This is a genomic window from Cloacibacillus sp., from assembly GCF_020860125.1.
Lineage (GTDB): Bacteria > Synergistota > Synergistia > Synergistales > Synergistaceae > Cloacibacillus.
In genome coordinates, this window is the sequence record NZ_JAJBUX010000024.1 from 42080 (window position 1) to 54211 (window position 12132).

Sequence of the window (12132 nt, forward strand, 5' to 3'; positions counted from 1 at the left end):
GGTATCTTCTTAAAGAGCCTTCGGAAGAATCTTCTCGACGTCCGCATGAGGACGCGGAATGACGTGCTGGGAGATAATCTCTCCGACCTTCTCCGCCGCGCAGGCGCCCGCGTCCACCGCCGCCTTGACAGCGCCCACGTCGCCGCGGACCATGACGGTCACGAGTCCCGAACCTATCTTTTCATATCCGATGAGCACGACGTTTGCCGATTTTGTCATCGCGTCGGCCGCCTCGATGGCGCCGACCAGTCCTTTTGTTTCGATCATTCCCAGTGCTTCACTCATTTGGAAAAACCTCCTGTTCGCTTTTACTGCTTTTTAGTATTGTTCTGCCTTCTGCCTTTCGGCTGCGCGGCCTTTTTCTCTTCGTTCGGCGTCTCGCCCGCGGAAGCTTCGGGCGCTGCCGGCGGCTCCTCGGCGGATTCCGCCTCGGGCTCTTCCGCCTGCGCCGGGATACCCGCGCCTACCGTATCGGCGTTGCGCACCATCGTCTCCAGATATGAGCTCGGACGCGCTATCACCCTTGTGCCGACCACCCTGCCTACCTTGGCCGCCGCGGCTTTGGCGGCGGAGACGGCGGCGTTTACCGCGCCGACATCTCCCTCGACCTTGACGGTCGCCATACCGCTGCCCCTCGCAAGTTCGTAACCGACAAGGGTCACGTTTGCGGACTTTACGGCGGCGTCGGCTGCCTCAACGGCGGCTACAAGCCCCACGGTCTCGATCAGCCCTAAACTCATCAGGTGTGCCATTACTTCACCACCTTATCTGCAATGCTTTCCGTAATTTTCAGCGGAAGCTTTTTCACAAGCCGTCCCGCGTTCGTTCCGATTACACGAATCTCTTCGCCGTCGGAAGCGGCAGCGGTCTTAAAGAGCGGCCTCTCCCTATCAAGTTTCGCATAGTGCAGAGCCACAGTTCCGACGTCTATGCCGATGCCGACCTCCATCTGCGATGCGCGCGCCGCGTTCCAGGCAAGGCCGCAGGCCTCATCTTCCGAAGAATCGGCGACCGCCTCGTAGGGTATCCCCTCCTCTTCAAGGCCAAAGCCTATCTGACGGAGCAGAGCGGCGCTGCGCGGCCCTTCGCGGAAGAATATCTTCACCGTGGGACGCTCCTGCTCGATGTACATCGCGCTACCCCTCCTGCGCCGCGGAGAGAACCAGCCCCGTGGCGACAGCGTTGCGCGGTCCGCAGCAGCCGCGGATGTTTCCGCGCCCCGCGACTACCCGGTATTGAGAGAGCGCGTCGGTGACGAGCTGCGGCACCTCGAAGTCAAGCGCCGAGCCGCCAACAAGCACGACGAACTGGATGTCGCGCACGTTTCCGGTCGGACTGACCTTTTCCAGCGCGCGCAGGGCGTTAGTCACAAATACCTTCTCTTTAGCCTGGCGGCGAATGAGGCGGATCTTCTCTATCGACTGTTCACCCTCTAGCGGCAGCATTTCGCCGTTCTTGAGAATGACGACCTTCGCGAAGATGTGCGGCGGCAGCGATTCGTTGAAAAATTCGGCCGTGCCATTTTCATGGCGGATGTGGAAGAGGCTCTCGACCTTCGCAAGAGAATATTTCTTTACGTCCTCCGCCGTTTCGAAGCTGTCAAGCCCCATCTCGGACTGGATCAGAAGCGTTACCATGTTGCCGGCGCCCGCGAGGTGTATCGAATGTATCACGCCCTCTTTGCTGATTATCGAGGCGTCCGTCGAACCGGCCCCCATGTCGAGTATCGCCAGGGGCTTCGACGACCCGGGGGTGGTCAAAGCGCCGAGAATCGCCATATCGGCCTCAACGCCGCCGACCCTCACGGGTACGCCGATCTTCTCGGAGAACTCGCGGGCGATCGCCTCCATCTGCAGACGGTCGGCCTTGACCATCGCCGCGATGCCGACGGCGTTTTCCTGCGAAAATTCATTAGCAAGGCCGCCGCGCACCCTCTGCGGCGTAAAGGTATCGACGGCGAGGAGGTCCTGTATCTTGATCTCGCGAGTGTGCTGCCCGGTAAGGTTCGCCATTACGAGGCGCACCTTCTCAAGCATGCCGCCGGCGTTCGTTCCCGGCTCTCCGCGTACATCCTCCACCACGGGTATCGCGCGGACTCCATTCATGATCTTTTCGGCTCCGTCGTCCACGTCGACCTTGACGGTCTTGCCGCCGCCGGTGATCTCGATGAATCCGGCGGGGATACGGCGCTCTTTTACATCGCCCTCCGGCGTTTTGATGACCACCGCTGAGCGGTTGCCGATGAGGGCGCGGGCGATCGGGACGACCTGCCGCGTCTCGTCGGGAGTGAGGTCGAAGAGCGTCGCGATCCCATATGGGTTGGATAATACCTCTACGACGCCGCCGGTGGCCGCCACCTCCACCGCCGCGGGCATACCGAGGGGGACCTTGTCTATCAGCCCAACCTCGTCGACAATAGGCATCTTCGTCTCAAGGCGGTTGTTTATCAGCACTCCGTCGTCACGCTGCGCGATCGCGGCGCTGATCCTGCCTCCGCGGCGGCGGTAGTCGTTGAGCGCCTTCGCCGCGTATTCAAAATCGACCGACGCCGGGATGACCGCTATATAAGTATCCTCCGAGGCGCTCTTGGAAATGAGTTCCTCTATATTTACGGTGATCCCCTTCCCCACGCCGAGGCCTCCCGGCGTCGCGGGGTTGTGTCCGATCATCGTCGATTCCGTGATGATCGTTTCGGTGATCGTCTCCATCGCGACATCCCCTATGACAGGCGCCGCCTCGTTGAGGCGTACCTCTGTCAGATCCTCTATGGAAACACCGGCCTCTTCCAAAGCGCAGGTCAGAGAATGAAAGACGCCGTTGATGTTCTGGCGGGTACCCTTAATACCGGTCGTCGGCACTGTCGCGCCGCCGAGGAACTCTGCCTTTCCATCCGCTATCTTTGCTAACGCCGTCTCTGTCGTTGCGTTGCCGATGTCTATACCTGCGACTATTTTCATAGGGGGCTCCTTTCAGAAATACCTTTAATCCTTCTTGAGACGTCCTCTTGCCTCGTAGACCGCGGCGGCCTCTCTCACAAGTCCGCCGGATATCTTCGCGTTGTATTTCGTCTCAAGTTCCTCGGCGATAGCAAGCAGCTCCGCCTTCGTCGAACGGTAGGGACGGAGCGCGTTGTATATTTCGAGAAGCCGGTCGTCTCCGACTGCGATGAGTTCCGCGGCACGGCGCATGTTGTTCGCAAATGCCCCGCGGCCTACGGATTCGGCAACCTGGGCCTGCATCTCAAGGGTCTCGGGGGAGATGCGCATATCGTCCGAAGAGATGTTTCCGGCAAGCAGCCCGCCCTTCGTCATTTCGGTGAATTTCTTGCCTGTCGGGCTCTGAAGCTTATCCGCGGATTTCTCACTGAGCGGATAATTCGCGGCGGTCATTTTGCCTCCGAAGGAGACGGCAGCCGCAGGCTGCCCCTCGGCCTTCATGGCCTCCATGACCTTCTCAACTATCAGTTTCATCATAAGTTCCTGATCCATTACTCTGCCTCCTTACTTAAACGAAACAGCAACGCTCTGCGGCTTCTTGTTGTTATCGACGTGCTCCGTCTCCTTGATATGGAGAAGGGCGGCGATAGCCTGGTAGGCTGGGCGCGCCATCTGGTCGTTTCTTACGGGAACAGGAGTCGGCGCCTCGCCCTTCGCATACTTCGCGGCGTTTTTACCTATCTGGCGATAGGTCGCGAGGTCGATAAGCGGAGCCTGAGAGAAGAGCTCAAGGTTGCTGAGCGGAGGAAGGTTTTTCTGATGGATGACGGTAGTCCCCTTCGACTGGATGCCGATACCGATGCCGGAGCCGCTGTACTCGGCAGCGTCATGGGCGATGAAGGAGACGTCCGATGTGCGGTAGACTTTGATCACACGCCACTTCATCCCCTCTTCCTCGATGCCAGCGAGTATCTCGCGCAGCACCTTGTCATGGGGGATGCCAAGGATAGTCTTCGTCTGGTAGACTCCGAACGCGGGAGCCAGACCGACGACAACTTCATCGGAGGCTAGCCCCTTCGGCGCTTCGCCCGTCTCGCGGAGCTCCAGTTTGCTTACCTCGTCGCTGATAACGGGCTTATTTTCAACAGCCGCCTTTTTCTCTTCCTGTGCCGTAACTTCGGCAATTACCTCTTCTATAAAGGAGCGCAGTACCTTTTCGTCAAAAGTCATCTCGTATCACCTCTTTTAGATATCTTCTGGCCTAATTGCCTGGCTGATATTTTTGATCTCGTCCCAGCGTTCCTCCGAGATCTGGTATCCGGTCATCGGGCCGTGGTAATCGTTAGGTTCATTGACTGCGCTTATGACGTGGAAGTTTTCGTCAAGAATCGCGGAGGTGTGGAGATAGTCGCCTGCGACACGCTGTTTGAGCATTCCGAACACGCCGTCGGCGACGTCCGGGAAGCCAGCCTTTTCAAGAGCCTTAACAAAGTCGATACCAGTGACCTTGCGCGCCATCATCTCTTCGATAGCCTTGAGGTCTTCGTTGACATTGCGGTCCGGCATGTCCTTGCTTCCGTTGGCGTATGTCGCGGCCTCGACCTCTTCGTCGGTGATCGCGGGGAGTCCGAGTTCGCGGAACACTCCCTGCAGGGCGCGGGCGGCCTTGTTGCGGATACGGATAACGTCGTCTTCCTTAACGGGCTGGAGTCCGCCGTCGATCCTCATGTCGCGCTGGATGATGTTCCAGTCGTCGAAGTCCTCGGCGTCCCAGTTCGAACCGGCGAACATATTGTCGTAGTTCGGCGTCGCGCTGTAGCCGGAGCAGACGAAGTCCGTGCCGGAGAAGAACTGCGGAACCGAGCGGGCGACGCGGCGGAGGTCCGAATGTGTGAAGGTCTGGTCGTTCGACGAGGTGCACTCGAGGTCGAGCAGCATCGCGATGAGGTTCTCCGCGGCTACCGCGCGGATGCCTCCCGGCACACCGGCGGGAACGCCGATGCAGGAAACGGAGCCATTCTGGGTCCCCTGCACGCCTGCGCCCTTGGTGATCGCGAGACAGCGTGCCTCAAGGTAAAGCATTGACTTGCCCTCGGCGTATCCCATCTGTACCTCTGATCCGGTACCCGAGGTGAAGCGCATCTTGAGCCCGCGCGAGGCGTAGCAGGAGGCCAGGAAGGCCTTCGAATAGGGGGTGTCGTCGCCGTCCATAAAGACGGGTTCCGTACCGTAGACGGAGATCGTCTCAGCGTACGTCGTAAAGCCGCGCATACCGAGCTGAAGCTCCGTGGCCTCTTCCAGCGCGCACTGGGTAAGTATCCCCTGGCGTCCGGTCTGGGCGCCGATGAGCAACGACATCGCGTTGAAGGGGGCGTATCTGGCGATACCGACCGTCGTCTCCATCTCGTCGAATCCGCGGATAGCCGCCTCAGCGGCGTCGGCTGCGATCTGTATCGGGTTGTCTTTGACATTCGTCACATGGCACTGGTTGCTCGGCATTTTGCGGGCGCGCATCTTCGTCATCGCCATCATGATCTCCACGATGGTCAGTTTGTTGACGACGTCGACGAGCTTCGCGGGCGTAATACAAAGGGTCATGTCGAGTATCTCTTTGCGGGAGACGTTTATATCTATCAGTTTTCTGGCTATTTCAAGCGAATCCATCGCCATCACGCGCTCGGCGCCGTCGAGCCGGATCGCGTGGTCGGCGATAAAGGTGTCGAGCATGTCGAACTCCGCTCTTGATTTTCCGTCCAGCTCCGTGACCACGCCGTTCTCTATCTTGATACTCGGCTTCGGGTCAAAGGGGCTGTTCATGGCGATCAATCCGACTTCCGGCCACTCCTGTACAAATCCGTCTTTATTTACAGGACGCGCCGCAAGGGCTTCAAAGCGTTTTGATTTCATAAGTCACCATCTCCTTCTTTAGATGATATAGGGCTGGGTAGTTGATTTGAGCTCCGTCGCGGGGTCCAGAGTGACCAGTACCTGCTTGCCTACTTCGCGGGCGGCGATGATCGCCTGCTTGACGGCGCCGGAATCGCCGCTGAAGGTGAGAATGACTTCGTTAGAGAAGCTCGTCCCGCCGTTTGCCGGTGAAGAGTATCCGATGACGTCTACCGTCGCAGCCTTGACGGCCGTATCGCCGAGAAGGACGCCGATCGCCGCGGGAGCACCGACGGTAATGCCGAAGGCCTTACCTATCGGAGCGCCGAAGGCCTTGTTGAGGGCGTAGCTCGCGCGCGCCGTATACTGGAACTCAAGGTGTCCGGCGTTGTTGCCGTAGACGTCGCCAAAGGTGCGGTCAAGCTCTCTGAGGGCAACCTCTACCGCTCTTCTCACATCAGAAACATCTTCGGCTCCGAAAATAATGAGGGAGCCGTGACCGGCCCCGCCCTCTGTATCGCGGGGGAGTTCAATCTTAAGTATTTCGCTGTTCGTAGCCTTAACCGCCTCGTCGGCCGCGAAGATATGCGGCCCGGCTCCGGTACGGCCGCCGAGGATGCCGATCGAACGAAACTTCTTGTCGATGCCCATCTTCTCGTGCATCTGGTGGTCCACGTTGGCGATCACTAGGCCGATCGTGTGGCCGATCGCCGTGCCTACAAATTCCGTGAGGCCGCATCCGGCTTCGCAGCAGCAGTCCTCAACCGCTTTGGCCGCGGTTTCCGGTTTGGCCGTCTCAATATTTCCGAGCTTTTTCGTAAGTTCGTCCATGATCTTGTTGACCAGTTCGTCTTTCATATTCTCGTTACCTCCGTTATCTTCTCTTAATTAATTGTGATGGAGCTGCAGCTATTCCTGCGCGGGAAGGATCTTTTCCACATCCGTGTGAGGGCGCGGAATGACATGCTGGGATACAATCTCTCCGACCTTCTCCGCCGCGCATGCGCCAGCGTCCACCGCGGCCTTCACCGCGCCCACGTCACCTCTGACCATCACCGTTACAAGGCCGGAGCCGATCTTTTCGTATCCGACCAGGGATACGTTCGCGGATTTCACCATCGCGTCCGCCGCTTCGATGGCGCCAACGAGCCCGCGGGTTTCAACCATACCAAGAGCTTCTTTCTGCATCTTTGTCCTCCTCATCGTATTGAAGATCTATTGAGTTTCATGCCTGTAATCCTCATTATTAGATATGGAGGTTTTTTATGCTCAGCGCTTTTTTATGCTTCTAGGGGATTTTTTTATGGAATTTTCAGAATAAATACGGGGGTCCATGCTATGTATTATCGCATGGACCCCCGTATTTAAAAATGTGTACCATAAATTTTTGACTGCCAGCTTAACAGGCTAAAGCGAAGATATATCAGAATGACAAAAATCTACCCGCCGCTCTTCTTATCGGCGATGAAACGCTGCCGGTACTCCGTCGGGGAGAGGCCGACCTTCTTTTTAAAGACCTTGCTGAAGTAGTTCGTCTCGTTGTACGAAAGCTCACAGGCGATGTTTATCACCGGCATATCCGTGTTCTGAAGCATATCTTTCGCGATCTCGATCCGCCTGTCGGTGACATAGACGATAAAATTAATCCCCATCGCCTTTTTGAAAACCTTACTGAAATAGCTGGGGCTCATGTTGATATGCTCAGCCGCAGAATTGAGGGTGATGCCGTTCTTGATGTTGAGCTCTATATAATTGAGCACTTTTTTGAGTTCGTCGCCGGTGTTGAGCTGGAACTTTTCCAGCTCAACAAAGATGAAATCTATCATCTCTTCGATGATCTCCGAGGATTCAAAGCGCCGGACCTGGATATTGTAATTCGTAAAGAAGCGCTCAAGACAGCTCTCCAGCTTCTTTTGCAGCTCCTCATTACCGTACCACCGCCCAATCTCCGAGACGCCGCGCGCAAAATTTATGATGCCGCTTCTGATGTTCTTCGCGCTATGGTCGGAATAGATGAGTCCAAGATATTCCTTGACGATATTTTTAGATTTTTTATAGTCGCATTCGTGAATGCAGTTTTCCAATAACTTGAGGTAGCGGACGAAGTCCTCCTCATCCGCTGCGGCAGCCTCTTTTTTCGCGGGAGCGCCCTTGCGGCTCTGCGCTATGACGTTCTCCACAAGAGATATAAGCTGCTCGCGGCGATAGGGCTTCAAAAGGTAGCCGTCGGCATTGAAGCGGGTCGCCATCCGCGCGATACGCTCCTCCCTCTTTACGGAGGTAAGTATCAGCGAAATGCTCCCGTTAACGTTGCGCGCGCTGTGGACCAGCACCTCGGCGAAATCGGAATAGATCGAATAATAAGGGATGTTGACGATCAGGAGGTCTATATCGCCCTTCTTGACGAGCTCAGAGGCCTCGGGACCCTCTGCCGCAGAAAGCAGCTCAACAGACGACGAAAACTTTTTTTCAAGTACGTCACGCATCATCCGTCTATCGATCGCGCTGCTGTCAACCACGAGAATCCTGTACATTTCAGCACCTCCGCCTCTGCGCCCGGTAACCTGCTCCTCCTTTTATTTTACCATGCCTCCGCTTGAAAGCGGCAGCCGCACATGGAGACTGCCGCCGACGTAATCGCCGTCGGTCTTTTGAAGAAATATGCCGTAAGTCTCGCCGAAAAGGCTTTTGATACGGCGGTTGAGCGTCGAAAGGACGACCTTTCCGCTCTCCGTCTCCTCAACCTCTTCAAGGGAAATGGCGAGCTTCATCTGCTCATCGTCAAAGGGGACGCCTCGGCTCTCTATCTCAAGCAAAAATGCGCCCTCCGACTCCTTGCCGGTGACAGTTATTTTGACCTGGTCTTTGACGTCCGGGTTATATTTAAAGACATTTTCCAATACCGCGTGGAGCAGCATAAAGGGGCAGGGAACGCTGTAATATTTCGTGGGCACGGAGACGTCACAGTCAAAGTTACCGTCCAGCCTGCGCCGCTGTATCGCGGCGAAACAGCTGAGATACTTGAGCTCCTCCTCAAGAGAGACAAAACGGTTATGGCTGTTATCGGAGAGATAGCGCATCATATCGGAGAAATCACAGACGGTATTTTCCGTCTCCACAGCATTCTCCTTATAGGCGAGTTTAGAGATTACGTTAAGAATATAAAAGATAAAATCGAGGCCGTAGCGGTTCTGGAAGTCCAGGAAACGCCGCACCTTAAGCGCCTCCTCAAGCGAAATACGCCTGTTCTTCTCCTTGTCGAGCTCCTGCTGTTTTTTGTCGAGCTCCTCCGTCATAATATTTTTATATTCCTCGTCGATCATATACTGCAGCATCTTCTGCATCAGCGTCGCGACAGATTTTATTTTGCTGAATGGCACGACGTTTATCTTTTCGTAATCGGCGACGGTCTCCGGGTCGTCATGCCACTCTGTCGTTGGTTTTGTTATCTCTTCAAGGGCCGCCTCCACCTCATCCGAAGGAGGTATCTTCACCTGGCCGCAGAGAACCGCCCCATGAAGCTGCCCTTCAAATAAAAGAGGAACGGCGAAATCGACAAGCGACGAATGGCAGTGATAAAAATAGGGTTTGCCGGTGATCGTGGCGTTCAGCCCCCCGTGGGCGTCACAGCGGAAACAGCGCTGGCGGAAGGTCTCGTCGGAACGCATCCTCTTGCAAAAGTCTGTGAAGCCGCTCATGCTGGTGATTGGATGCCCACGGTAATCGACGGAGACAAAAGATATGCCTGTAGCCTCGGCAAACTCATCCTGGATACTTTGAAGAACCTCTATCTTGATGATGTTTCTGATATCTCTTATCCCATCCATATTGGCAGTCTCCTCAGACTTTAATTCCAGACGCCAGGCGGCGTTTCCCGCATAAAATCATCCGTGCCTTAGACGAGCAGCTTGCCGCTGTACGCAGTCCTGAATATCGACTTTATCTCGTCAGGGCGAAGTGGGACAGGTGCCGTCGCCATACAGCCGTCAGCCATCGCGGCCTCTGTCATGGCGTCAAGCTCCCCCTCGAATATTTTCTTATCCACTCCGGCCTCATGAAATGAGGCCGGGATGTTAAGCTTTCTGATCAAATTCCTGGTGGCGCGTATCGCGGCGAGCGCACTCTGGCGCACGCCGTTGGAATCAAGACTCAGCACCGCCGCCATCTGCGCGTAACGCGTCGCGGCCGGCGTGAGCGACGTGTGGCAGCCGGCGGTAAAGCTCATGACGTAGGGCAGCAGGATCGCGTTAGCCCTGCCGTGCGGCAGATGGAGCTTAGCGCCCGCCGCGTGCGCGAGAGAATGGTTCGCCCCTAGCCCCGCGTTGCTGAAGGCCACTCCCGCCATCGTAGCGGCGTTATGCACCGCCTGGCGGGCCTCAATATTATGCGGCTCCGAATAGGCGGTCGGCAGATTCTTAAAGATCAGCTTCATCGCCTTCTCCGCCATCGCGTCCGAAAAATCGTTCGCCTCCGTTGAGAGAAAGGCCTCTATCGCGTGCGTCAGCGCGTCCACGCCCGTATCGGCGGTGACCGACGGCGGAACGCTCTCCACCAGAGCGACGTCCAAAACGGCAAAATCCGGCAACAGGCTGTCGTCAGCCAAAGGGTACTTCATATTCCTCTCTCTGTCGGTAATAACCGCGTAGCGGCTCACCTCGGAACCGGTGCCGCTCGTTGTCGGGATCACGACAAATACAGCCCTATTGTCAACAATACCGCCTGAAATATGCGAGATCGACTTCGCGGCGTCTATAGCAGAGCCGCCGCCAAAGGCGACGATCGTATCGGCCCCAAAGGCAGCCAGCCTCTTTATACCTTCGGCTACCGTCTCCATATCGGGGTCGGGACTGACATCGGAAAATACCTCGTATTCCGCTCCAATTTTATCAAAAAAACCGCTTACATAGGAGACTTTTCCGCTCTTGTGCATAAACTTGTCCGTAACTATAAACGCCTTTTTCGTCCCTGAAAGGACCTCTTCCAAGGAAGAGGCTCCCATGTATATCGTCGGCCCTAAACAAAACTTACGCATCAATGTTCTCCTTGCCTGATAAAAGTTTACAAATAGCGCCGATAATACGGCTGTTTTTATTATAGGCAAATCGAATTGATTTTTCGGGTCATTGTTTGTCCAAATTATGACAAAAAATTATAGTATTATTTTATCCTACGGTTATTTTAAAGGCAATATCTAGAAGTTAAGATTTATTAAACATACGTTAAGATAATTATTGGAATATAGAGAATTTTAATGGCAAGTTATGAATATCTCGAAATGACCTCCGAGCTCCAGGAGATCAGCAGCTCAGAAGCGGCCCGGAACTCTGCCGCGCCCTGACCACCGGATTGAAGAGACGTCCATAATTCAAGTACGGCAAGGTCGCCGCCTTCCAGCAGACCGGCAAGTTCGGCCCGCTTTTTAACATAATGGCCGCTCTCGCAGAAATACTTCGCGCGCAGTACAAAGAAGGCGGATTTATAGAGTGAGACGAGAATATCGGCGCTCTTTTCATAGAGATAGTTGTGGCAGCCGCCGTGATATATCGCACAGGCACCGTCGCGCACCGCCCTGACCGCCGCCGCCTCGTCAAAAAGACGGCTGAGCGGCCCCAGGGAGCCATATAAAGGCACCGTATCAAAATAGAGGATGAACAGCTCGGAGGGCGTCCAGGAGAGCAGCTCACGCTCTCCGGAGATAAAACCGCAGGCCAGTTCGCCATGCGGCATCTCGTCCAGCACCGCACGGTAGCTGTCAAGGTCAGAAACTGAGAGAGACTTTAAAATCACCACGATGTCGATGTCGCTGTCCGGTGCAGCCTCTCCGCGGGCATAGCTGCCCTGAAGGCCCACAAAGAGAAGCTTTTCTCCATAAACGCCGCGCAGTCTTTCCGTCAAATCAGAACTCCACTTTTCAATATCAATGGTCATCCGGTCGCCCCTCCCTCCTGACAAATCTGCGATATTTACAGCCACAAAAAACGCAGTTGCCCCTAAAGGTAACTGCGTTATGCCTTAAAAAATTGGCAGTCCCAAGGGGATTCGAACCCCTGCCGTCGCCGTGAAAGGGCGATGTCCTAGACCTCTAGACGATGGGACCGTCAAAGTGGTGAGCCGTCCGGGACTTGAACCCGGGACACCCGGATTAAAAGTCCGGTGCTCTGCCAACTGAGCTAACGGCTCAATCAAGTATCACAAAAAAATATTATACAGCATTTTAGGATTTCGTCAATATATCTCCCGAAAAAAGTTCCTGCCTTGTCAATTGCAAAAGTAAAAGCGCCCCCAAAGAGAAATGAGTGTCGCGTTAACT

12 protein-coding genes, 2 tRNA genes and 1 pseudogene are annotated in these 12132 nt (G+C 55.5%); all 15 read right to left on the reverse strand.

Features of this window, described 5'->3' with window-relative positions; genetic code table 11:
* Positions 1-9 precede the first annotated feature (9 nt).
* The 15 genes and pseudogenes from LIO98_RS03430 to LIO98_RS03500 all read right to left on the reverse strand — a co-directional run bounded on the left by LIO98_RS03430 (position 10) and on the right by LIO98_RS03500 (position 12002).
* Positions 10-285, reverse strand: a complete 276-nt coding sequence (locus LIO98_RS03430) for a BMC domain-containing protein (protein WP_273309770.1) — start codon at positions 283-285, stop codon at positions 10-12.
* Between the two features lie 200 nt (positions 286-485).
* Positions 486-740: pseudogene (locus LIO98_RS03435) on the reverse strand (BMC domain-containing protein); the annotation flags it as partial.
* Between the two features lie 11 nt (positions 741-751).
* Positions 752-1132 carry a glycerol dehydratase reactivase beta/small subunit family protein gene (locus LIO98_RS03440; protein ID WP_291953378.1) on the reverse strand — a complete coding sequence of 127 codons (381 nt, stop codon included), beginning with the start codon at positions 1130-1132 and terminating at the stop codon, positions 752-754.
* Between the two features lie 4 nt (positions 1133-1136).
* The gene (locus LIO98_RS03445; RefSeq protein ID WP_291953381.1) at positions 1137-2957 is read right to left on the reverse strand and encodes a diol dehydratase reactivase subunit alpha; all 1821 of its coding nucleotides are present in this window, start codon (positions 2955-2957) and stop codon (positions 1137-1139) included.
* Positions 2958-2981: 24 nt separating this feature from the next.
* Positions 2982-3488, reverse strand: coding sequence for a diol dehydratase small subunit (locus tag LIO98_RS03450; RefSeq protein ID WP_291953383.1), 507 nt, complete (start codon positions 3486-3488; stop codon positions 2982-2984).
* 12 nt (positions 3489-3500) lie between these two features.
* The gene (locus LIO98_RS03455) at positions 3501-4166 is read right to left on the reverse strand and encodes a propanediol/glycerol family dehydratase medium subunit (protein WP_291953385.1); all 666 of its coding nucleotides are present in this window, start codon (positions 4164-4166) and stop codon (positions 3501-3503) included.
* Between the two features lie 15 nt (positions 4167-4181).
* Entirely contained in the window at positions 4182-5843 is a 1662-nt protein-coding gene (locus tag LIO98_RS03460) for a propanediol/glycerol family dehydratase large subunit (protein WP_291953387.1), read from the reverse strand.
* 18 nt (positions 5844-5861) lie between these two features.
* Complete coding sequence (gene pduB / locus LIO98_RS03465) at positions 5862-6680, reverse strand: propanediol utilization microcompartment protein PduB (protein WP_291953389.1); 819 nt, start codon at positions 6678-6680, stop codon at positions 5862-5864.
* A gap of 51 nt (positions 6681-6731) precedes the next feature.
* Complete coding sequence (gene pduA, locus LIO98_RS03470) at positions 6732-7010, reverse strand: propanediol utilization microcompartment protein PduA (protein ID WP_066745039.1); 279 nt, start codon at positions 7008-7010, stop codon at positions 6732-6734.
* A gap of 251 nt (positions 7011-7261) precedes the next feature.
* Entirely contained in the window at positions 7262-8356 is a 1095-nt protein-coding gene (locus LIO98_RS03475; protein WP_291953391.1) for a response regulator transcription factor, read from the reverse strand.
* 42 nt (positions 8357-8398) lie between these two features.
* Positions 8399-9649, reverse strand: a complete 1251-nt coding sequence (locus LIO98_RS03480; RefSeq protein ID WP_291953392.1) for a PocR ligand-binding domain-containing protein — start codon at positions 9647-9649, stop codon at positions 8399-8401.
* Between the two features lie 68 nt (positions 9650-9717).
* Complete coding sequence (locus LIO98_RS03485) at positions 9718-10854, reverse strand: 1-propanol dehydrogenase PduQ (protein WP_291953393.1); 1137 nt, start codon at positions 10852-10854, stop codon at positions 9718-9720.
* 227 nt (positions 10855-11081) lie between these two features.
* Positions 11082-11750 (reverse strand): nucleotidyltransferase domain-containing protein, encoded by a 669-nt coding sequence (locus LIO98_RS03490; RefSeq protein ID WP_291953394.1) that lies wholly within the window; start codon positions 11748-11750, stop codon positions 11082-11084.
* Between the two features lie 93 nt (positions 11751-11843).
* Positions 11844-11919 (reverse strand) — tRNA-Glu (locus tag LIO98_RS03495).
* A 7-nt stretch (positions 11920-11926) separates the two neighbouring features.
* Positions 11927-12002, reverse strand: a tRNA-Lys gene (locus LIO98_RS03500).
* Positions 12003-12132 lie beyond the last annotated feature (130 nt).

Excerpts from the sequence above, each read along its gene's own strand:
- LIO98_RS03450 (WP_291953383.1), bottom strand. The coding sequence starts at position 3,488 with ATGGATCAGGAACTTATGATGAAACTGATAGTTGAGAAGGTCATGGAG.
- LIO98_RS03455 (WP_291953385.1), bottom strand. The coding sequence starts at position 4,166 with ATGACTTTTGACGAAAAGGTACTGCGCTCCTTTATAGAAGAGGTAATT.
- LIO98_RS03480 (WP_291953392.1), bottom strand. The coding sequence starts at position 9,649 with ATGGATGGGATAAGAGATATCAGAAACATCATCAAGATAGAGGTTCTT.
- LIO98_RS03445 (WP_291953381.1), bottom strand. The coding sequence starts at position 2,957 with ATGAAAATAGTCGCAGGTATAGACATCGGCAACGCAACGACAGAGACG.
- pduA (WP_066745039.1), bottom strand. The coding sequence starts at position 7,010 with ATGCAGAAAGAAGCTCTTGGTATGGTTGAAACCCGCGGGCTCGTTGGC.
- LIO98_RS03475 (WP_291953391.1), bottom strand. The coding sequence starts at position 8,356 with ATGTACAGGATTCTCGTGGTTGACAGCAGCGCGATCGATAGACGGATG.
- pduB (WP_291953389.1), bottom strand. The coding sequence starts at position 6,680 with ATGAAAGACGAACTGGTCAACAAGATCATGGACGAACTTACGAAAAAG.
- LIO98_RS03440 (WP_291953378.1), bottom strand. The coding sequence starts at position 1,132 with ATGTACATCGAGCAGGAGCGTCCCACGGTGAAGATATTCTTCCGCGAA.
- LIO98_RS03485 (WP_291953393.1), bottom strand. The coding sequence starts at position 10,854 with ATGCGTAAGTTTTGTTTAGGGCCGACGATATACATGGGAGCCTCTTCC.
- LIO98_RS03460 (WP_291953387.1), bottom strand. The coding sequence starts at position 5,843 with ATGAAATCAAAACGCTTTGAAGCCCTTGCGGCGCGTCCTGTAAATAAA.
- LIO98_RS03430 (WP_273309770.1), bottom strand. The coding sequence starts at position 285 with ATGAGTGAAGCACTGGGAATGATCGAAACAAAAGGACTGGTCGGCGCC.
- LIO98_RS03490 (WP_291953394.1), bottom strand. The coding sequence starts at position 11,750 with ATGACCATTGATATTGAAAAGTGGAGTTCTGATTTGACGGAAAGACTG.